Origin of the sequence: Butyricicoccus sp. AM78-15b2TA (assembly GCF_027665985.1) — a bacterium.
In the GTDB taxonomy this organism is placed as follows: domain Bacteria; phylum Bacillota; class Clostridia; order Oscillospirales; family Butyricicoccaceae; genus Agathobaculum; species Agathobaculum butyriciproducens.
Window position 1 is genome coordinate 195,992 of the sequence record NZ_JAQEHY010000004.1, and the last position, 19,275, is coordinate 215,266.

A 19,275-nucleotide genomic window follows, 5' to 3' on the forward strand; every position below is an offset into this window, starting at 1 on the left:
AAACTCGGAAAAAGAAAGGAAGAGTACTCTTATGCAAAAGTTACTGGCAACCGTTCTGACTGGCACTATGTTATTCAGCCTCGCAGCATGCAGCGGCAGCAACACCCCCTCTTCTTCCGGAGATTCTGCCGATGGTGGCAAGAATCTTTCTATCAGCGTAATTCTGAAAACCACGGCTTCTGAGTACTGGCGCTATGTTGTTGCCGGTGCCGAAGCCTACGGAACCGAAAATTCCAATGTAAAGGTCGATGTCAAGGGTGCTACTTCGGAAACTGCTTACGATGAGCAGCAGAATATCATCGAAACCGACCTGAACTCCGGTGCTTACGATGCTTATGTTATCGCACCGCTGCAGTCCGATGTTGCAGCTACTCTGATCAAGGGACAGACCAAGCCGATCATCAATCTGGACACCCGCATTGATGCACCGGAGATTCTCTCCTTCGTAGGTCTCGATCAGGAAAATGCGGCCGAATTCGGCGGCGAAGCCGCTGTAAAGGCCGCCAAAGAGGCCGGCTGGACCGAACTGAAGGCAATCGCCATCTCGGGTGTACAGGGCGACAACACCGCAACCGCACGTCTAAACGGCTATCGCACCGGTATCACCAATGCAGGCGGCACCTTTCTGGATAACGAAATTCAGTACGCGGATGCTGTGGCGGATAAGGCCGCCAACTCGATGGAAGCGATTATCCAGAACCATCCAGAAGGCATTGCGATGATTGTCTGCAACAACGACGACATGGCCATGGCCGCTGCCCGCGCAGCAGAGAGCCATCCAGCTTATGCCAACACGGTCTTTGTCGGCTTTGACGGCACCAAGTCTGCCTGCGATTCTCTGCTGCAGGGCGGCGAAACGCTTTCCGTTTCCTATAACTGCTACGACCTCGGCTACAAGGCTGTAGAGGCTGCTGTTGCCGCTGCAAACGGCGAAAAGGTCGACGAAGTCATTTCCGTAGATGCAAGCATCCTGACGAAGGACAATGCACAGGAGCGTCTGGATTATCTGAACAAGCTGTTGGGTTAATCTATAATTCTATTCACATTCACTATATTTTTCAAAGGAGATCGATGATTATGAAAAAGCTGAAGATTGGTATCATCGGTGTAGGTCGTCTGGGTTACGAGCACGCCTGCAACATTGCAAACCGCGTTCCGGGTTCGGAGTTGGTAGCTATCGCAGACGCAAACTTCGACCGCGCAAAGCAGGTCGCTGAAGAACTGGGCGTAACCGCCGTTTACAACGACCCGAAGGATCTGTGCGCTGACCCGAACGTTGAGGCCGTTGCCATCATCACCAACACCGCTTCTCACGTTGAGATGATCAAGATTGCGATGGACGCAGGCAAGCACGTTTTCTGCGAGAAGCCGCTGGCGGACACGGTTGAAAAGTGCAAGGAGGCCGAAGCCATCATCGCCGCTCACCCGGAGCTGACCTTTATGCTGGGCTTCATGCGCCGCTATGACCACTCCTATCAGGTAGCCAAGAAGAAGATGGAGAACGGCGACATCGGTGATGTTATTCTGGTTCGCTGCTACTCGCAGGACCCGATCTCCATCATCGAGGGCACCCTGGAGTACGCTCCGCGCTCCGGCGGTCAGTTCATCGATATGTCCATTCACGACTTCGACCTGATTCGCTGGCTGACCGGCTCCGAGGTCAAGGAGCTGTGGGCAACCGGCGGCTGCTACGAGTTCAAGCAGTACAAGGACTGGGACGACGGCGATAACGTTTCCGGCCTGATGAAGATGGAAAACGACGCTATGGCATTCTTCTTTGCCGGTCGTGCAGCAGCTCACGGCTCTCATGTTGAGACCGAAATCGTTGGTACCCGCGGCACCCTGCGTATCGCTTCCGTTCCGACCGACTCCCTTGTAGAAGTTATGAGCCAGCACGGTGTATGCCGTGAGTGCTATCAGGACTTCATCACCCGTTGGCACGATGCATACATCACTGAGATTGAGGAATTCTGCGACTGCGTAGCAACCGGCCGCAAGGCAACTCCGGGTGTTATCGACGGCACCCAGTCCACCAAGATCGCCTTCCGCTGCAAGGAGTCCTTCCTGACCGACAAGAAGCTGACCCTCGAATAATCGTTCTCGAAACCGCATTCTTATTCCACATTCAATTTATTCTCTCTTATTTATATTCAAGTCTCCAAACAGAATACAAATACAGCCTAATTCAAAAAGAAACCCGGGAATCCTTCGATTCCCGGGTTTCGCTGTTTATTCCACCGCCAGCACACTGCGGATCGTGCGGCACACGCCGTCCTCATCATTGGAAGGACAAACATGCTTTGCGACCTTCTTGAGCCGCTCATGTGCATTCGCCATCGCGTAGGACTCGCCCACCGAGCGCAGAAGCTCCACATCGTTCAGATAATCGCCGAACGCCATGCACTGCGCGGGTGTGATGTGCAGATTATCGCACATAACGCCCACGGCCACGCCCTTGCTCAGCCCCAGGCGCATCAAATCCACCCAGTCCGCGCCAGAGAGCGCTACCTGCAGCTTATCGTCGAACATCTGCCGATAGTACGGCAGCACGTTGGTTTCCGCCGCATTTTTGCAGAAAAGCGCCACCTTGCACACCGGCTCCTGCTGCACGGCTGCAAGCAGATCAGGCACCTTTTTACGACGTGCGTAGTACATCGCCATGTTCTCCACGAACACCGGATCGTCGTCCTCGTAGGCCGCGCCGTCCCGCATGGACGCGATTGCGTGCACATTCGGCAGACCGCGCGCCAGCTCCACAGCCGCGCACACCAGCTGCTGCGGCATGGCCTCGAACGACACGATTTTGCGTCCGTCGCACACCATGCCGCCGTTTTCGCTGATGTACATCAGCTCGTCCGCGATCTCGCCGAACTGCTCGTACAGGTTGTAATACTGCCGTCCGGATGCAGGTGCGAAGCGTACACCAATCTTTTTCAGTGTGCGCACCAGCGGAAAAAAGCCCTTGGGCAGCTGCTTGCGGCTGGACAGCAGCGTGCCGTCCATATCTGCGGCGATCAGTTTGATCGACATGGTTTACCGTTCCTTTCCGGCGGTCTCCTCCGCCTCGAGCGTATGTTCTTCCTCGACAAACATGACTGCAAAGACCAGACTCAGCGGGATACAGGTCAGCAGCAGCGCTTTTTCGCCAATTCTCGCGGTCGTCAGTGCGCCAATCGCACCGCCGAGGATGAAAAACAGGATGATTGAGTAATAGTTGCGCATTTTGCGGATCGCATTCCGGTCGCCGGTCTGTGCCCAGATCACAAGCTGCTCGGTGCCCGAACGCAGGTTGCCTGTGCACATCGTGGTTGCAAATGCGCTGCCGCGCACCTTGCGGAACGACTCGACCTGCATCGCGCAGATGAACGAGATCATAATGTTGACCGTGGTATTCAGCGTCTGCGGCATAAAAGCCGCTGCGGCCAGCAGCACGATCTCGACCAGCACGACAATCTGTCTCCAATGAATGTTGATGTCGCTCTGGCGTTTTTTGTATCGCCGCTTGACAATCTCCGCCGCCACAACGCCCAGTGCGAACGCCAGGATCGGTAAGAGATACTCGGCCGCACGCAGCCAGTTGCCCTCGGCAATATTCGCGCCGAACAGGACAATATTGCCGGTCTGCGCGTTGGCAAACACCTTGCCGCGGCAAAGATAGGTATATGCGTCAAAAAAGCCGCCGGCCATAGCCAGCAGTGCGCCCAGCAGCAGCGATTCCGACATCTGCCCGTGCGCTCGTTTCATGGAAATTCCCCCATTTCACTTCGGCAGAGAACTTTTCTTTGTCTTCCAGCGGCTATTATAGCACAAAAAATCCCCCGATTCAATCAAATCGAGGGATTTATATTCGGTCAATATGCCGAATTATTCAGTAATGCTGATACAATTCCTCTGCCGGAAATTGTATCATTTGCTCTCCGCGATGCGAATACGGTTTACCGCCTTTTTCAGCTTGCCCTGTGCGATATCCATTTCACGGTCGCCGGCCTTTTTCTGCAGAATCGCTTTCGCGCGGTCTGCGGCCTCACGGGCACGGGCAACGTCGATTTCGTCGGCCCACTCGCAGGTACGCGCCAGCACGACCGTCTGCTCTGCCGAAACATCCACAAAACCACCCGAAACCGCCGCTACACGGCGTTCGCCGTTCCGGATAATGGTCAGGCCGCCGACGCCGAGCGCCGCAACATACGGCACATGGTTCGGCAGGATGCCGACATCGCCCTGTGAGGTGCGAACCACGATACGGTCCACTTCACCGTCGAAAAACTGCTTATCGACCGTGAGCACCTTGAGATGAAAGGTAGCCATATTATGCCCCCTTCTTAGCCTTCTCCACTACCTCGTCGATCGTGCCGGCAAACAGGAACGCCGACTCAGGCAGATCGTCATGCTTGCCCTCAAGAATCTCCTTGAAGCCGCGGATGGTCTCAGCGACCGGCACATACTTGCCCGCCATACCGGTGAACTGCTCTGCAACATGGAACGGCTGCGAGAGGAAGTTCTGGATCTTACGGGCACGGGCAACGGTCAGCTTGTCCTCGTCGGACAGCTCATCCATGCCGAGGATGGCGATGATATCCTGCAGATCCTTGTACTTCTGCAGAATGGACTGCACCGCACGGGCAACCTCGTAATGCTCCTTGCCGACAACGTCCGCCGACAGGATACGCGAGGACGAATCCAGCGGATCAACCGCCGGGTAAATACCCATGGATGCGATATCACGCGACAGAACGACCTTTGCATCCAGATGCGAGAACGTGGTAGCCGGAGCCGGGTCGGTCAGGTCATCGGCAGGCACATAAACAGCCTGTACGGACGTGATCGAGCCCTTCTTCGTCGAGGTGATTCGCTCCTGCAGCGCGCCCATCTCGGTTGCCAGCGTCGGCTGATAGCCTACGGCAGACGGCATACGGCCGAGCAGCGCGGATACCTCCGAGCCGGCCTGCGTGAAGCGGAAGATGTTGTCGATGAACAACAGCACATCCTGACCCTCGACATCGCGGAAATACTCCGCCATGGTCAGACCGGAAAGTGCAACGCGCATACGCGCTCCGGGCGGCTCGTTCATCTGGCCGTAAACCAGCGCAGTCTTGTTGATAACGCCGGATTCCTGCATCTCGTTGTACAGGTCGTTGCCCTCACGGGTACGCTCGCCGACACCGGTGAATACCGAAATACCGCCGTGCTGCTTTGCGATGTTGTTGATCAGCTCCATGATGATAACGGTCTTGCCGACGCCTGCGCCGCCGAACAGACCGATCTTGCCGCCCTTGGCGAACGGCGCGATCAGGTCGACGACCTTGATGCCGGTCTCAAGGATCTCGGTCGTGGACTGCTGCTCCTCGTAGGACGGTGCCGGACGATGGATCGGCCAGCGCTCCTCGCCCTCGACCGCCGGCTTGTTGTCCACCGGCTGACCGAGCAGGTTGAAGATACGTCCGAGGTTTTTGTCGCCCACCGGCACCGTGATCGGGCTGCCGGTATCGACTGCCTTCATGCCGCGCACCAAGCCGTCGGTGGATTCCATTGCGATGCAGCGCACGGTATCCTGACCGATGTGCTGCGCAACCTCGACCGTGATGATCTGACCGTGGTTGTCGATCGTAATAGCATTCAGCAGCTTCGGAAGCGCGTCAGCGGCAAATTTAATGTCAAGCACCGGTCCGGTGATCTGGACAACGGTGCCAATATTCTGCTCACTCATTGGCAAAACTCCCTTTTGTGAAAAGAGTGAAGAGTGCAGAGTTCAGAGTAAAGAGACGAGAGGTATCTCCGCTCTCCACTCTTCTATCTCCACTCTCGATTAAGCTCCTACCTCGCCCGAGCCGGCCACGATCTCCGTAATTTCCTGTGTGATCGCTGCCTGACGCGCACGGTTGTAGGACAGATTCAGATTTTCGATCATCTCGCCCGCGTTATCGGACGCAGCCTCCATTGCCATGCGGCGCGCCGACTGCTCGGAGCAGTAGCTTTCCACTACCGCGCCGTACAGCACGCCGTACAGGTACTCCGGAATGACTGCATCAAACACGCTCTCTGGCGAGGGATCGTATTCGGTCAGAACATGGGCGCCTGCCGGCTGCTCGTCCGCCGCATCAAAGTGCGCGGGCAGCAGCTTGAGGCACTTCGGCTCCTGCTGCAGAGGGGAGATAAACTCCGTGTAGCACAGGAAAACCTCGTCCACCTTGCCCTCGCGGAACAGCTTCAGCATGTCCTCCACGATGGGATGCGTATCACTGATGCGCATGGTCTCGGCAATGCCGGGATAGTCCGCCGCCACCGTTACCGGACGCTTTGCGTAATGCTCCTGCGCCTTTTTGCCGATGGTGATGACCTGCGCCTGCTTGCCCTGCATCTCGGCAGCGGCGAGCTTGAACAGGTTGGCGTTGTAGCCGCCTGCCAGTCCGCGGTCGCCCGCGATGACGATGTACAGGCTGTTCTTGACCTCACGCGGCTTGGTGTACACCGACTCGCTGCCGCGGGTCGCGCCCGCAAGGCGGGTGATGGTCTGATACAGCGCGTTAAAGTACGGACGAGCCCCGAGGGCACGCTCCTTTGCGCGGCGCATCTTGGAGGACGCGACCAGCTCCATCGCCTTGGTGATCTGCATGGTGGACTGCACCGATTTGATGCGGCGCTTGATGTCCTTCATATTTCCGGAAGCCATTTTCAGTCCCTCCCTTTCGCGTTAGTGCTCGGAAAGGAACTTACTCTTGCATTCCTCGATTGCCTTTGTCAGCTTTTCCTTCACATCGTCCTCCAGCTTGCCGGTGGTGCGGATGGACTCCGGAATGTCGCCGTAAACGCTGTCCACGAAGGAGAACAGCTCCTTCTCGAACTCGCCGATCTGATTTGCCGGAATATCGAGCAGTGCACCCGAAACAACGGCATAGATGATGATAACCTGCTTCTCGACCGGAATCGGGCTGTTCTGCGGCTGCTTGAGCACCTCTACGATGCGCGCGCCCTGTTCCAGACGCTTCTTGGTATCTGCGTCCAGGTCGGAGCCGAACTGCGAGAACGCCTGCAGCTCACGGAACTGCGAGTACGCCAGCTTGAGCGTACCGGCAACCTTCTTCATCGCCTTGATCTGCGCGTTGCCGCCGACGCGGGATACCGAAATACCCGGGTTTACCGCCGGACGGATACCGGAGTTGAACAGCTCAGTCTCGAGGAAGATCTGACCGTCGGTAATGGAGATTACGTTGGTCGGGATATACGCCGAAACGTCGCCTGCCTGCGTCTCGATGATCGGGAGTGCGGTCAGGCTGCCGCCGTTCTGGATATTCGCTGCACGCTCGAGCAGACGGGAGTGCAGATAGAATACGTCGCCGGGGTACGCCTCACGTCCTGGCGGACGGTGAAGCAGAAGGGAAAGTGCACGGTAAGCTACCGCGTGCTTGGACAGATCGTCGTAAATGACCAGAACGTCCTTGCCCTTGTGCATGAAGAATTCACCGATCGAGCAGCCCGCGTACGGTGCAATGTACTGCAGCGGTGCAGACTCGGATGCGGTTGCGGCTACGATGCAGGTATAATCCATCGCGCCGTTGGCCGCGAGCGTTTCGGCAACCTGTGCAACGGTCGAACGCTTCTGACCGATTGCTACATAGATACAAATAACGCCTGTGCCCTTCTGATTGATGATGGTGTCCAGACAGATCGCGGTCTTACCGGTCTGACGATCACCGATGATCAGCTCACGCTGACCGCGGCCGATCGGGATCATGGAGTCGATCGCCTTGATACCGGTCTGGAGCGGCACATTAACTGGTGCACGCTCGATGATGCCCGGTGCGGGCATTTCGATCGGACGGCTCTCCTTGGTTTCGATAGCGCCCTTGCCGTCGATCGGCTTGCCGAGTGCGTCAACAACGCGGCCCAGCATGGCTTCACCGACCGGGACCTCTACGATTCGCTTGGTGCGCTTTACCGTGTCACCCTCGCGGATGTTCTGATCCGAGCCGAGGATAACCGCGCCGACCAGCTCTTCCTCCAGGTTCTGCGCCATGCCCTGCACGCCGCCCGGAAATTCGAGCAGCTCGCCTGCCATGCAGTTTTCAAGGCCATGGATATGCGCGATACCGTCACCGACGGTAACGACAGTACCTACGTCGGTCAGCTTGATCTGGCTCTGATAATGCGTGATCTGCTCCTTGATAATGCTGCTGATCTCTTCGGAGCGCAATTCCATAAAAATCACCTGCTTTCCTGTGTACCGGTCAACCGTGCTGCAAGCTCTTCCAGACGGGTGCGCAGGCTGGTATCGAACTGCTCGTTGTTCACCTTAACAACGATGCCGCCCATGATGCTCGGATCGACCGAGCATTTCAGCTCTACCTTTTTACCCGTAACCTGTTCCATCTTGCCGCGCAGCTTGTCGGTCAGCGCCGCACTCATCGGCACCGCCGTGACCGCCAGCACCTCTACGATGCCGTTTTCAAAATAATACTGCTCCTTATATGCCTGACACATCTCGTGGATAAGACCGATGCGGTTCTTATCCGTTACAAGCATCAGGAAATTGAGCAGAAAAGGCTCGATACGTCCCTCGAACACGGCTTTCAGAACATTCCGTTTGTCCTCCGCCGCGATAGAGGGCGTTGTGAGCATTTTGAGGAAATCCGGTTCGCTGTCAAACGCCGCGCACACCTCGGTCAGCTGATCGAGATACAGCTTTTCCTGCTTCTCGTCCTGCGCGACCTCGTAAAGGCTCAGTGCGTAGCGCTCGCTTACCATATCCGCCATGTTTGCTCACCCCACCTTGTCAATAAAGTCTTCGATAAAGCGTTCGTGATCCTCCGGCTTTACATCGCGCTCCACGATCTTGGAGGCGATCATCACGGACAGATCCGCAACCTCATCCTTGAGTTCCTTGTGCGCCTTGATGCGCTCCTGCTCGATAACGCGCTCGGCCTTCTTGACCATAGCGGATGCCTGCTGCGAGGACTCGCGCAGGATCTCATCGCTGCGCTCTGCCGCACGGCGGGTAGCGGAGCCGACGATCTCGGCAGCCTCCTCCTTCGCCTTGGACAGACGCTCGGTGTATTCGCTGCGCATCTGCTCGGCCTCGCTCTGCGCCTTCTCGGCGTTGGAGTACATGGACTGTACCTCCTCGCTGCGAGCAGCGAGCATCTTGCGCACCGGCTTGTACAGAAACTTCTTGATGATCAGGAACGTGATGAGCGTGTTGCACATCGTCACAAGGATCTCCCACCAGCCGATGCTGACGAACGCTTCATATAATGCTTCTGTCACTGGTTTACCTCCTTCCCAAACGGAAGAATCCGTTTCGTCTTTTAATTCTCAACCACCCTCTTGAAACAGAGCGGTCTGAGAAGTGTCAATGACCTGACTGGCAAGAGCGATTTGCGAGATAAAATTGTGTGCGAGCGAGGCGCGGTGCCGCAGCAATACTTTGTGTATTGCAAGGTGCCGCAACGAAGTTCCCGCGCAATTTTTCCGCAAAGCGCCGCAGACAGTTAGGGCATTGCCACTTCCAATTAAAACTGGCCTACGAACGGATTGGCAAACAGCAGGATCAGCGCGATAACCAGCGCGTAAATACCGGTGGACTCTGCCATTGCGATACCAAGGATCATGGTACGGGTGATATCGCCCTGTGCCTCCGGCTGACGGCCGATTGCGGAGCACGCCTGACCGGCGGCATAACCCTCGCCGATACCAGGGCCAAGGCCGGCGATCATTGCCATACCTGCACCAAGAGCGGACATACCTGCTACGAATGCTTTGGGATCCATACTTTTCTTCCTCCTAATTCAGATAACGAAATTGGAATTTGTTTTTTCTTCACGTCAGCTGTTTCTTGCGTCACCCACATAAGCCATGGTGAGCATACTGAAGATGAACGCCTGCATGCAGGCCGTGAAGCAGTCAAAATACAGCGACAGCACACCGGGTAGACCGATCTGCAGCAGCGCGATATTATCGGGCAGGAAACCCAATACCGCATTAGACAGCACCTTGAGTGCGCCCATGATCAGCGTGGTGATAACCAGGCCGCCTGCCATGTTGCCGAAGTGACGGAACGACATGGAGACCGGCGTTGCGATCTCGCTGAGCACGTTGAGCGGCGCCATAACGAAGATCGGCTCGAGGAAACCTTTGAGGTAGCCCTTGATGCCGCCGTACTTGATCTTATTGAACGTGATCAGCACGAACGTGATGAGCGCCCAGCCGAGCGTGGTGTTCAGGTCTGCCGTGGTAGAGCGCATCCAGAACAGGCTGGCCAGTGAACCGAACAGCGAGCTCATCATCAGCGTCATAATGTACGGCGAGAAAGCCTGACAGCCTTCTCCCATCGTGCTTTCGACCAGACCGTCGATCATCAGCACCGCCTTTTCGGCCAGTGCCTGCTTGCCTTTAGGGATCTTCTGCATGCGGTGTGTTAAAAAGATACACAGGAACAGGATAAACGCCATGATGATCCATGAGTTTCTCATGGTCTCCGTGATCGGCAGATTGGTATTGCCGAACAAATAACCCAGTATTTTAGGACCGTTTATTTCGACGTTCAACCGTTTAACCTCCTTTCCGCTGAACTGCGTGGCGCCAGAGGAGCAGCGCCTTGGTGAAAAACAGCGGAATGACCGCTGCAGCTGCGTTCAGATACGGCAGCTTGATCGCCGCGATCACGAACACCGCCGTGAGCATGTAGCGAACTACATAGCCGCGCCGCGTAATGCGAATGCCCTGTGCCGGCGGAAAGGCGGTTGCCCTTACCGTGCTCCTGCCGATCATGTAGAACAGCAGCAGTGCGAACGCCGTACCGAGCAGAACGCTTGCACCGGACCGAGCGATGCCCTGTCCGCAAAGAGCGAACACACCGAAGGTCACCAGCGCCAGCGGGAGCATGCCGCGCAGCATGCGCTTCGTTTCCTCATAAACGATGTGCATTCCGTCACAGCTCCTTTTCTTTCTCTGCGCTTTCTCTGGCTTTGCGCTCGGTAAATCGCAGAAAGTCACGCAGGCTGCAGGCTGCAACCGCGATACCGAGCAGGATTCCGATAATCACCGCACCGTTGCCCCAACCGAACCGGTTGCGGAGCCATATCGCTCCGAAGCAGCAAAGCACCGGCGGTGTGATCACTGTGAAGCCTACCTGAGAAAAATAGATCAGGTAGCGCAGCACACTAAAGCCTTCTTTCCCTCTTTGCAATCGCATTCCCCCTTCATGAACGCCATAGCAACATTGTACAAAATGCAGCGTGCTCTCTCGGCACGCTATATTACTTATTATAAACAACTTGCCCAAAAAGTAAAATACTTTTGCTCAGAAAAGCTAAATATTTTTTGTGACTTTGTGTCGTATCATACATTCTGCATAAATTATTCTTATTAAGTATATACAAAATGCCAGATTGTCTTTTTTATCACAAAGGGAAAAAGACGCAGCATTCCCCATTGTTTTTTCTTACCAGCACGGCTGCGGGCAAAAGAAAAAAGCAACGACTTTCATCGTTGCTTTTTTGTGCTTGCGATATGTATTTCCGTTTAAGGATTACAGGAAACGCTTCATGCCTTCGGTAGCAGACTCCGGCTCCTCGCTGAGCGAAACGGTGAAGTTTACGCTGTGCTTGGAAGAGAATGCGTCCAGAGCGGTGAGGAACTCCTCAGCCTTGGCTGCGTCCTTGCCGCCGATGATCTTGTACAGACCGTCGATGAAGACACGGGTGATATCGTAGTTGCCGGCATGCAGACCGCCGACAAAGCCGAGCAGGCTTGCGATGTCGCTAACCGGATAATCCGCTGCGTCGATCAGACGCGCGTCATGCGAGATATCGAAAGTCAGCTTGTTGCCGCGGGAAATGCAAACGACACTGCCCTTTTCTTCTTTTACTGCAGCGTTGACCTGATCAATAAGCTCCTTGGTCTTACCGGAACCGGTACCGCCAATAATAAGTTTTACCATAGTTTTTATCCTCCCAACCTTTGAGGTTGCTATTAGTGTACCATAGTTTAGCCAAAATCACAAGTCCGAATTGCAAACTTTCCGTCATTTTGTATGGTAAATTTCTCACCCTTTCCAATTTCGTTCGGAAAACGCCGGATTTTTACGTTATTTTGCATCTTTTACAACATTTCCTGCAAGGCCGCGCACAAAGGAAATAAGCAGCCCGGACAGTCCGAGCGCGTCCACACCGGCTTGGGCGATGATGGGAACGGTCAAAACCGTCTCTCCGCCGGCGGATACCGTCATTTCGCCCAACTGCTGACCGGCCTGTATCGGCGCGGCAAGTGTCTCCGGCAGGTCGAATGTGGTCTGCATATCCTCTGCTCTCGCCTTTTCGATGACGACCGTGTCGCTGCCCTCGAGCACCGGCTGCACGGTCTCCGCGGTGCCGAGCGTCACCGGAATGGGTTCCAAGTCCTCCGCCGCAGGCGTGTACGCCGTGAAGTTGGCAAAGCCGTAGTTGAGCAGCGCGGTCGCATCCGCTGTGCGGTTCTCCTTGGTGGGCGCCGCCATCACGACCGCCACAAGGCTCAGTCCGTCCCGCTCGGCACTTGCAGAAATGCAGAAGCCGGCCTCGCGGATGTAGCCGGTTTTGAGTCCGGTCAGACCCTGATAGCTTTTGAGCATCTTGTTCGTGTTCGCCAGACCGAATTTGCCGCCGCGCACGGTGTCCATCCAGATGCCGGTGTAGTCGAGTATCTTCGGGTGGCGCAGCAGCTCACAGGAAATAAGCGCAAGATCGCGTGCCGAGGTCAGCGTCTTTTGACCTTCGCCGTCCAGTCCGTTGGCGTTGATGAACGTTGTGTTCGTGCAGCCGAGTTCGCGTGCGCGCGTGTTCATCCGCTCGACAAAGGCGGCCTCTGTGCCCGCCAGATGCTCCGCCACCGCAACCGCACAGTCATTCGCTGAACCGACCGCAATCGCCTTGAGCATCTCATCCAGCGTCAGCTGTTCGCCCGGCTCCAGCCAGATCTGCGTGCCGCCCATCGAGCAGGCGTACTCACTGCCGGTTATCATGGTGTCCAGTGTCACCTCGCCGCGCTCGAGCGCCTCCATCGCCAGCAGCATGGTCATAATCTTTGTCACCGATGCAGGCTGCAGCTGCTCATCGGCGTTATAGACGTAAAGCTCCTGCCCGTTTGCCGCATACAGCGCCGCCGATTTCGCGTAGAGCGCGCCCATTTCGGGCAGCGCCGCCGCCTGCACCGTAAACAGACCGCTGAGCAAAGCGGCACAGATCAATTTCCGCACATCCACTCACCCTTTCAGCATAGCTTATGTGCGGCGGAACGCAATTATGCAGTAATTGAAAATTGAAAATGGAGAATTGCGCTATCCTTGCGCAGCCTTCAGTCGCGCTGCGCACATAACGATAAAGTTTTTTCGTAGGGTGTGGCGCCCTCAGAAGGTGAATTGCCCGAAGGGCAAGAGAGGCCACCCTGGGGTGCCACGCCGTGCGAACCGCCTGCATATTGCAAAGAATTGTATTGTTCTTCCAGTGTTCCGGATTTCTTGGCGAGAAATCGCTATTTCTTGGCGAGAAATGGGCATTTCTTGGCGAGAAAGTACACAGAGCAGAGAAGAGTACAGAAGAGCAGAGAACAGTACAGTACAGTAGAGCAGACCAGAGCAGAGAAGAAAAGAGTAGATATTACAGTAGAGAACAGCAAAGCAGAACAAAATTGAGAATTGAAAATGATTGACTGATTCTGATTTGACTAATCTGACGGAAAGTGAATTTATTTCTGAATGAAAAAATGGAGAACGCGCTCCCATCGAGTTCATTCTCCATTATCCATTCTCAATTATCTTCCACGGTGCGACCGTACCGAACGAATGAAAATTCCACCGGGCCTCGGTAAGCGACAGCCCATGATTCTGGTCGCTCGGCTTATCCGGCTCACCTTCGACATCGTAATCAATCTCCCATCCGCACATCGGGCAGATATAGCCCCAGGAAGGATTCTCGGGGATCTCTGCACCGCAGCACGGACACGGCTCGGTCGGCGTTTCCGGCATCCAGCTCATATCCGGCTCGGGTTCCTCGTCCTCGGGTGCGGCGTCCGGCCGAAAGTACGGGTCGAGCACCTCCTCGTCCTCCCGCTCCTGCACGCCGCCGAAAAACGCCTCCGGCAGAAAGGCATACTCGTCCTTATTCAATTTCGATCAGCACCGGACAATGATCCGAACCGAACACGTCGGTCAGGATACGCGCGTCCTTGACCCGCTGGGCAAAGCGATTGGACACGAGGAAATAGTCGATACGCCAGCCTGCGTTCTTCTCTCTGGCGTGGAAACGGTAGCTCCACCACGAATACACGCCCTCGAGCGTGGGGTTAAAATGGCGGAACGTATCCGTAAAGCCTGCGGCGAGCAATTCGGTCATCTTGCCGCGCTCCTCGTCGGTGAAGCCTGCGTTCTTGCGGTTGGTCTTGGGGTTCTTGAGGTCAATTTCCTCATGCGCGACATTCATATCGCCGCACACGATGACCGGCTTCTCCGCATCCAGCTTTACCAGATACTCGCGGAAGGCATCCTCCCACGTCATGCGGTAATCCAGACGCTTGAGTTCATTCTGCGAGTTGGGCGTATACACGGTAACGAGGTAGAATTCGCCGTAGTCGGCGGTGATGACACGGCCCTCGTGGTCGTGCTCCTCAATGCCAAGACCATAGGTGACGCTCTGCGGCTCGGTTTTGGTGAACAGCGCCACACCGGAGTATCCCTTCTTCTCTGCCGAGTTCCAGTATTCGCGGTAGCCGCCCTCGAGCGGCACATCAGCCTGTCCCGGCTGCATCTTGGTCTCCTGCAGGCACAGCATATCCGGCTGCTCGGCGGCGACGAAATCAAGGAAACCCTTGCCCATGCACGCACGCAGGCCGTTTACATTCCATGAAATCAGCTTCATTTGCGTTCTCCTTCACGCTACGATGCGGACGGTATTGCCGTCCGGGTCGAGCACAAAACTGCCGTAGCAGCCATCCTTGCCGACAACAGGGCCATCTGTGATCTCATAGCCCTCCGAGCGCATCTGCTCGGTCAGCGCGTCCACGTTCTCTCGGGTGCCCGCCTTGAACGACGTATGCGCCCAGCCGGTCCACAGACGCGAGTGCTCGGCGTCCTCAAACTGCGGACGGGTCACAATTTCAAGCCGTGCGCCGTCAGCAAAGGACACAAAGCACGCCTGCGTGCCGGTCTCCTCGTTCTGGTACAGCTTGCCCGCCGTACCGTCAAAATATTTGGTATAAAATTCACACAGACGCTCTAAATCACGCGTGTACAGTGCAATATGGTCGATCTGCATAACAGAAACTCACTCCTTTACAATACCGCTCTCGTCAATGCGGCGAACCGCCTCTGCCATGCGCTCGGGCGGAACGACAAGCGCCATGCGGACGTAGCCTTCACCCTGTTCACCGAAGGCACTGCCCGGAACCACGATAACGCCGGTCTTTTCCATCAGCTCAATGGCGAAGTCCACCGAGGACGCAAAGCGCTCCGGAATCTTCGCCCAGACGAACATGGTGCCCTGTGCATCCGGCACGTTCCAGCCGATCGAGCGCAGACCGCCGCACAGTGCGTCGCGGCGCGCCATGTAGCCGGTGCGGTTGCTCTCTACCACATCCTGCGGACCATTGAGCGCGGCAGCCGCACCCGCCATGATCGGGTAAAACATGCCGTAGTCGATCTGCGAGCGGAACGCGCGGAAACGGCTGATAACCTCGCGGTTGCCGAGTGCGAAGGACACGCGCATGCCGGTCAGGTTGTAGGTCTTGGACAGCGAGTTGAACTCAATGCCGACCTCCTTCGCACCCGGAATGGACAGGAAGGACAGACCCTTTTCCCCGTTCAGCATAATGTCGGAATACGCGTTGTCGTGCAGAACAATGATGTTGTGCTCACGCGCCCAGAGGACCAGCTTTTCGTAGAACCTGCGGTCGGCAACGGCGGTGGTCGGGTTGTTCGGATAGGAAACAACGATCGCCTTTGCACGCTCTGCCACGTCCTCCGGAATGTCGTTAAAGTCCAGCTGCCAGTTCTTCTCGGCGTACAGCGGGTACAGACCGACCGTTGCGCCGGTCATCATCGGGCCGAACGAGAAGATCGGGTAGCCCGGGTCCGGTGCAAGGATCAGGTCGTTCGGGCCGGCAAAGGCAAAGCCAACGTGTGCAATGCCCTCCTGCGAGCCGCACACGGCCATGATCTCATCGTCGGCAAGCGTGACGTCATAGCGACGCTTGTACCAGTCCTGCACGGCATCGAGCAGCTCGCGCGTTTCATTCAGCGAATACTTGTACATATCCGGGTCGAGTGCAGCGCGGCTGACGGCCTCCATCACATGCTTTCCCGGCTGAAAATCCGGCGTGCCGATCGACAGATTGATGACGTCCATGCCGCCTTCGAGGAGCGACTTCTTGCGCTCGTCGAGCTTGTTGAAAATATTGCTGTCTGCGATTTCTCCCGCTTTGATGAATTTCATGCTGATTATCTCCCAAGTAAAAATTCTATAACCGTCCGGTTGAAGCGGGACGGCTGCTTTGCTGCAACAAAGTGGTCGCCGTCGCGGAAAACCTCCACTTCACAGTGGGGAATGTGCGAGGCCATCTCCTTTGTCTGCTTTTCGCGTATTGCATCGTGCTCGCCGACGATGATGAGGGTCGGCATGGTCAGCCGCTCCAGATCGTTCATCGTCACCCCGTACGGGTGCACCATCAGTCCGAGCACATCCCTTCGGCGCGCCGCCTTTTTGCTGAAACGGCTCAGCGCCGCAGCAACACCGTAGCCTGCCATAATGGGCAGCTGCACCTGCGGCTTGACGCCGCTGAACATCTCCACATTAGCCGCGTTGAGGATGAGTTTATCTATATATTCCGGGTACGTCAGTGCGAATTTGATCGCCAGATTGCCGCCATCCGAAAAGCCGAGGAAGTGCGCTTTCTTCACGCCGAGCGTGTCCAGCACGGTTTTGAGATCCTCCGCCATCATTTCAAATGACAGGCCGTGTCCGCCGCTCCCGGAGGCGCCGTGCCCGCGGCTGTCCACCGCAATAACGCGGTAAAAGCGGGTCAGCTCGGGTATCTGTGCGTTCCAGTACGAGCTGTCCTCACCGTTGCCGTGCAGCAGCACGAGCGGCTTTCCTCGGCCGACATCGTAATAAGCAATCCGGGCATCGCCGCACACGACGAATTCCGGTTCATAACCGAACATATCTATTTCAAACCCTTTCTGCATTGCTCCACAAAATCAGTCGGGTGATGGATGAGCGCGGCGGTCTCTTCCACGGAATGGCCCTCATCCAGCAGGCGAAGTGCGATGTGCTCCATGGACTCACCGACCTCGATCATGTGCCAGTCCGGGTCGTACAGGCGCACCACACGCTGCTGCCACGCATGCGTCATCGGCGGATGCACCAGTTCCACGTCCAGGTGTCCGCGCAGCTTTTCCGTGAACGCGTCAAAGTCGTCCACTTCAAAGTAAAGCTCCATGTTGTGCGACTGGTGCAGGATCGTGGATTTGGGCACGCCGGTCAGCCTGTCAAAATCCTGCTGAACGGAAAAGCCGCCGGAAAACGTCACGTTTCCGCCTAAATCCAGCACAACCTCCTGATCGAACAGATCATGGTAAAATTTCTTTGAAATCTCCACATCACGCACCGCCAGCAGCGGCATTCGGAACTTTATCATAGTGCAGCCTCCATCAAACCAAACCCAAAGCGGAAAATCCGCTCGGAATAGAAACTAAATTTTCTGTTTGGCTTCTATTTTATCACATTTTGATGAATCGGTAAAGTAGGCATGGAAAAAGGGAATGAATTTTACTTCATTCCCTTCTTTGCGATCAGATTGTCGCCAGAACGCTCTTTGCGGACTCCAGCTCCGCGCGTTTGACGTAGATCTTGTAAACGAATCTCGCCTCGGCATTCATGCCGAACGTGCCGGACGAACGCCGGTTTTCCAGCAGACCGCCGCTCATCAGATCGACCGTTTTCGTGGTCGCGTCTATGCCTTTCGTGTTGAGTGCCTTGACGATTTTGTCCATCTCCTCCATGGTGGAGACTTCGGTAAGCTCTGTTTTGAACAGCATTGCATTCCCTCCCTGTGCAATTCCGTAAATGGTTATCCTGCCTTGTGCTTATCATACCGCAGAGCGCGCAGCTTGTCAATCGACATACGACAGCCGGATTACTGCTTTTAATAAACAGGCGCGAAGAAAAGAGAGGCAACGGTGTAAAATGAAATTGAGACATAACAAAAACCCGAGTTTTCGTTAAAAAACTCGGGTTTCGTGGTACACCATCACGGGCTCGAACCGTGGACCCACTGATTAAGAGTCAGTTGCTCTACCAACTGAGCTAATGGTGCATACTTTCTTGTGTACAAGAAAGTATGCAAAGAAAACTTTACCTGCACACTTCGTGTGCTTTACTTTCTCATTCACAATCTGAAAGTGTAATTTAATCCTTTACACCCTCAAAACTGAACAATCCTACTCGCAAGCTATTTCTTCGAGGTTACCTAACATTTAAGGTCAAGCCCTCGGCCTATTAGTATCAGTCCGCTCCATACATTACTGCACTTCCACTCCTGACCTATCAACCTTGTAGTCTACAAGGGGCCTTACTCCCGAAGGATGGGAACACTTATCTCGAGGGGAGTTTCACGCTTAGATGCCTTCAGCGTTTATCTCGTCCGTACTTAGCTACCCAGCTATGCCCTTGGCAGAACAACTGGTGCACCAGCGGTACGTCCATCCCGGTCCTCTCGTACTAAGGACAGCTCCTCTCAATATTCCTGCGCCCGCAACAGATAGGGACCGAACTGTCTCACGACGTTCTGAACCCAGCTCGCGTACCGCTTTAATTGGCGAACAGCCAAACCCTTGGGACCGAATTCAGCCCCAGGATGCGATGAGCCGACATCGAGGTGCCAAACCTCCCCGTCGATGTGGACTCTTGGGGGAGATCAGCCTGTTATCCCCAGGGTAGCTTTTATCCGTTGAGCGACGGCATTTCCATTCACATACCGCCGGATCACTAACTCCAACTTTCGTTACTGCTCGAACCGTCATTCTCGCAGTTAGGCTCGTTTATGCGTTTACACTCAGTGCACGATTTCCATCCGTGCTGAACGAACCTTTGAGCGCCTCCGTTACTCTTTTGGAGGCGACCGCCCCAGTCAAACTGCCCACCTGACAGTGTCCCCCGACCAGATTCATGGTCGCAGGTTAGAATCCCAATATCCCAAGAGTGGTATCCCAAGGTTGGCTCCACGAACGCTGGCGCGCTCGCTTCCTAGCCT

At 55.6% G+C, this 19,275-nt stretch carries 23 protein-coding genes, 1 tRNA gene and 1 rRNA gene (1 of these 25 running past the window's edge); 2 read left to right on the plus strand and 23 right to left on the minus strand.

Features of this window, described 5'->3' with window-relative positions; genetic code table 11:
- Nucleotides 1-31 precede the first annotated feature (31 nt).
- Both PGS25_RS05960 and PGS25_RS05965 read left to right on the plus strand, forming a co-directional pair.
- Nucleotides 32-1,027, plus strand: a complete 996-nt coding sequence (locus PGS25_RS05960; RefSeq protein WP_270417985.1) for a sugar ABC transporter substrate-binding protein — start codon at nt 32-34, stop codon at nt 1,025-1,027.
- A 50-nt stretch (nt 1,028-1,077) separates the two neighbouring features.
- Nucleotides 1,078-2,094, plus strand: a complete 1,017-nt coding sequence (locus PGS25_RS05965; RefSeq protein WP_116705252.1) for a Gfo/Idh/MocA family oxidoreductase — start codon at nt 1,078-1,080, stop codon at nt 2,092-2,094.
- Between the two features lie 135 nt (nt 2,095-2,229).
- On the opposite strand, the gene PGS25_RS05970 is transcribed toward PGS25_RS05965, so the two are convergent.
- The 23 genes from PGS25_RS05970 to PGS25_RS06080 form a co-directional block, all read right to left on the minus strand.
- Nucleotides 2,230-3,030 (minus strand): Cof-type HAD-IIB family hydrolase, encoded by an 801-nt coding sequence (locus PGS25_RS05970; protein ID WP_117555007.1) that lies wholly within the window; start codon nt 3,028-3,030, stop codon nt 2,230-2,232.
- Nucleotides 3,031-3,033: 3 nt separating this feature from the next.
- The gene (locus PGS25_RS05975; protein WP_270417986.1) at nt 3,034-3,744 is read right to left on the minus strand and encodes a YoaK family protein; all 711 of its coding nucleotides are present in this window, start codon (nt 3,742-3,744) and stop codon (nt 3,034-3,036) included.
- Between the two features lie 162 nt (nt 3,745-3,906).
- A complete protein-coding gene (gene atpC, locus PGS25_RS05980) occupies nt 3,907-4,308 on the minus strand; it encodes an ATP synthase F1 subunit epsilon (RefSeq protein ID WP_110436669.1) in 402 nt (133 codons plus the stop codon).
- Between the two features lies 1 nt (nt 4,309).
- A complete protein-coding gene (gene atpD / locus PGS25_RS05985; protein WP_117750882.1) occupies nt 4,310-5,707 on the minus strand; it encodes a F0F1 ATP synthase subunit beta in 1,398 nt (465 codons plus the stop codon).
- A 99-nt stretch (nt 5,708-5,806) separates the two neighbouring features.
- Nucleotides 5,807-6,670: an ATP synthase F1 subunit gamma gene (gene atpG, locus PGS25_RS05990; protein ID WP_270417987.1), complete on the minus strand. Its 864-nt coding sequence runs from the start codon at nt 6,668-6,670 to the stop codon at nt 5,807-5,809.
- Nucleotides 6,671-6,691: 21 nt separating this feature from the next.
- On the minus strand, nt 6,692-8,197 hold the full coding sequence (gene atpA, locus PGS25_RS05995) for a F0F1 ATP synthase subunit alpha (protein ID WP_118359612.1): 1,506 nt from the start codon (nt 8,195-8,197) through the stop codon (nt 6,692-6,694).
- Nucleotides 8,198-8,202: 5 nt separating this feature from the next.
- Nucleotides 8,203-8,751 (minus strand): ATP synthase F1 subunit delta, encoded by a 549-nt coding sequence (gene atpH, locus PGS25_RS06000; protein WP_270417988.1) that lies wholly within the window; start codon nt 8,749-8,751, stop codon nt 8,203-8,205.
- Between the two features lie 6 nt (nt 8,752-8,757).
- Nucleotides 8,758-9,261 carry a F0F1 ATP synthase subunit B gene (gene atpF, locus PGS25_RS06005; RefSeq protein WP_117490612.1) on the minus strand — a complete coding sequence of 168 codons (504 nt, stop codon included), beginning with the start codon at nt 9,259-9,261 and terminating at the stop codon, nt 8,758-8,760.
- Between the two features lie 245 nt (nt 9,262-9,506).
- A complete protein-coding gene (atpE, locus tag PGS25_RS06010; RefSeq protein WP_110436663.1) occupies nt 9,507-9,764 on the minus strand; it encodes an ATP synthase F0 subunit C in 258 nt (85 codons plus the stop codon).
- Between the two features lie 54 nt (nt 9,765-9,818).
- Nucleotides 9,819-10,541: a F0F1 ATP synthase subunit A gene (locus tag PGS25_RS06015; protein WP_242988059.1), complete on the minus strand. Its 723-nt coding sequence runs from the start codon at nt 10,539-10,541 to the stop codon at nt 9,819-9,821.
- A 4-nt stretch (nt 10,542-10,545) separates the two neighbouring features.
- Complete coding sequence (locus tag PGS25_RS06020) at nt 10,546-10,920, minus strand: ATP synthase subunit I (RefSeq protein WP_110436662.1); 375 nt, start codon at nt 10,918-10,920, stop codon at nt 10,546-10,548.
- 4 nt (nt 10,921-10,924) lie between these two features.
- Nucleotides 10,925-11,182 (minus strand): AtpZ/AtpI family protein, encoded by a 258-nt coding sequence (locus PGS25_RS06025; protein ID WP_147356543.1) that lies wholly within the window; start codon nt 11,180-11,182, stop codon nt 10,925-10,927.
- 342 nt (nt 11,183-11,524) lie between these two features.
- The gene (locus PGS25_RS06030) at nt 11,525-11,935 is read right to left on the minus strand and encodes a hypothetical protein (protein ID WP_270417989.1); all 411 of its coding nucleotides are present in this window, start codon (nt 11,933-11,935) and stop codon (nt 11,525-11,527) included.
- A 147-nt stretch (nt 11,936-12,082) separates the two neighbouring features.
- Nucleotides 12,083-13,228, minus strand: coding sequence for a D-alanyl-D-alanine carboxypeptidase family protein (locus tag PGS25_RS06035; RefSeq protein ID WP_270417990.1), 1,146 nt, complete (start codon nt 13,226-13,228; stop codon nt 12,083-12,085).
- A 540-nt stretch (nt 13,229-13,768) separates the two neighbouring features.
- A complete protein-coding gene (locus PGS25_RS06040) occupies nt 13,769-14,137 on the minus strand; it encodes a CPCC family cysteine-rich protein (protein WP_270417991.1) in 369 nt (122 codons plus the stop codon).
- The gene (locus tag PGS25_RS06045) at nt 14,130-14,885 is read right to left on the minus strand and encodes an exodeoxyribonuclease III (protein WP_117490604.1); all 756 of its coding nucleotides are present in this window, start codon (nt 14,883-14,885) and stop codon (nt 14,130-14,132) included. The genes PGS25_RS06040 and PGS25_RS06045 overlap by 8 nt, the downstream gene beginning before the upstream one ends.
- A gap of 12 nt (nt 14,886-14,897) precedes the next feature.
- Nucleotides 14,898-15,281, minus strand: coding sequence for a VOC family protein (locus PGS25_RS06050; protein WP_110436655.1), 384 nt, complete (start codon nt 15,279-15,281; stop codon nt 14,898-14,900).
- A 9-nt stretch (nt 15,282-15,290) separates the two neighbouring features.
- Nucleotides 15,291-16,457 carry an aminotransferase class I/II-fold pyridoxal phosphate-dependent enzyme gene (locus PGS25_RS06055; RefSeq protein WP_270417992.1) on the minus strand — a complete coding sequence of 389 codons (1,167 nt, stop codon included), beginning with the start codon at nt 16,455-16,457 and terminating at the stop codon, nt 15,291-15,293.
- A gap of 5 nt (nt 16,458-16,462) precedes the next feature.
- Nucleotides 16,463-17,185, minus strand: coding sequence for an alpha/beta fold hydrolase (locus tag PGS25_RS06060; protein ID WP_158574602.1), 723 nt, complete (start codon nt 17,183-17,185; stop codon nt 16,463-16,465).
- A 2-nt stretch (nt 17,186-17,187) separates the two neighbouring features.
- Nucleotides 17,188-17,658, minus strand: coding sequence for a VOC family protein (locus PGS25_RS06065; RefSeq protein WP_270418015.1), 471 nt, complete (start codon nt 17,656-17,658; stop codon nt 17,188-17,190).
- Between the two features lie 157 nt (nt 17,659-17,815).
- Entirely contained in the window at nt 17,816-18,061 is a 246-nt protein-coding gene (locus PGS25_RS06070) for a hypothetical protein (RefSeq protein ID WP_270417993.1), read from the minus strand.
- Between the two features lie 202 nt (nt 18,062-18,263).
- Nucleotides 18,264-18,339, minus strand: a tRNA-Lys gene (locus PGS25_RS06075).
- A gap of 162 nt (nt 18,340-18,501) precedes the next feature.
- Nucleotides 18,502-19,275, minus strand: a 23S ribosomal RNA gene (locus PGS25_RS06080); it runs 2,071 nt beyond the window's last position.

Bases quoted from the DNA above. Each gene is read 5' to 3' on its own strand.
- PGS25_RS05965 (WP_116705252.1), top strand. From the start codon at position 1,078: ATGAAAAAGCTGAAGATTGGTATCATCGGTGTAGGTCGTCTGGGTTAC.
- PGS25_RS06060 (WP_158574602.1), bottom strand. From the start codon at position 17,185: ATGTTCGGTTATGAACCGGAATTCGTCGTGTGCGGCGATGCCCGGATT.
- atpE (WP_110436663.1), bottom strand. From the start codon at position 9,764: ATGGATCCCAAAGCATTCGTAGCAGGTATGTCCGCTCTTGGTGCAGGT.
- PGS25_RS06045 (WP_117490604.1), bottom strand. From the start codon at position 14,885: ATGAAGCTGATTTCATGGAATGTAAACGGCCTGCGTGCGTGCATGGGC.
- PGS25_RS06050 (WP_110436655.1), bottom strand. From the start codon at position 15,281: ATGCAGATCGACCATATTGCACTGTACACGCGTGATTTAGAGCGTCTG.
- PGS25_RS05970 (WP_117555007.1), bottom strand. From the start codon at position 3,030: ATGTCGATCAAACTGATCGCCGCAGATATGGACGGCACGCTGCTGTCC.
- atpD (WP_117750882.1), bottom strand. From the start codon at position 5,707: ATGAGTGAGCAGAATATTGGCACCGTTGTCCAGATCACCGGACCGGTG.
- PGS25_RS06055 (WP_270417992.1), bottom strand. From the start codon at position 16,457: ATGAAATTCATCAAAGCGGGAGAAATCGCAGACAGCAATATTTTCAAC.
- atpG (WP_270417987.1), bottom strand. From the start codon at position 6,670: ATGGCTTCCGGAAATATGAAGGACATCAAGCGCCGCATCAAATCGGTG.
- PGS25_RS06020 (WP_110436662.1), bottom strand. From the start codon at position 10,920: ATGCACATCGTTTATGAGGAAACGAAGCGCATGCTGCGCGGCATGCTC.
- atpH (WP_270417988.1), bottom strand. From the start codon at position 8,751: ATGGCGGATATGGTAAGCGAGCGCTACGCACTGAGCCTTTACGAGGTC.
- atpC (WP_110436669.1), bottom strand. From the start codon at position 4,308: ATGGCTACCTTTCATCTCAAGGTGCTCACGGTCGATAAGCAGTTTTTC.
- atpA (WP_118359612.1), bottom strand. From the start codon at position 8,197: ATGGAATTGCGCTCCGAAGAGATCAGCAGCATTATCAAGGAGCAGATC.
- PGS25_RS06030 (WP_270417989.1), bottom strand. From the start codon at position 11,935: ATGGTAAAACTTATTATTGGCGGTACCGGTTCCGGTAAGACCAAGGAG.
- PGS25_RS05960 (WP_270417985.1), top strand. From the start codon at position 32: ATGCAAAAGTTACTGGCAACCGTTCTGACTGGCACTATGTTATTCAGC.
- PGS25_RS05975 (WP_270417986.1), bottom strand. From the start codon at position 3,744: ATGAAACGAGCGCACGGGCAGATGTCGGAATCGCTGCTGCTGGGCGCA.
- PGS25_RS06070 (WP_270417993.1), bottom strand. From the start codon at position 18,061: ATGCTGTTCAAAACAGAGCTTACCGAAGTCTCCACCATGGAGGAGATG.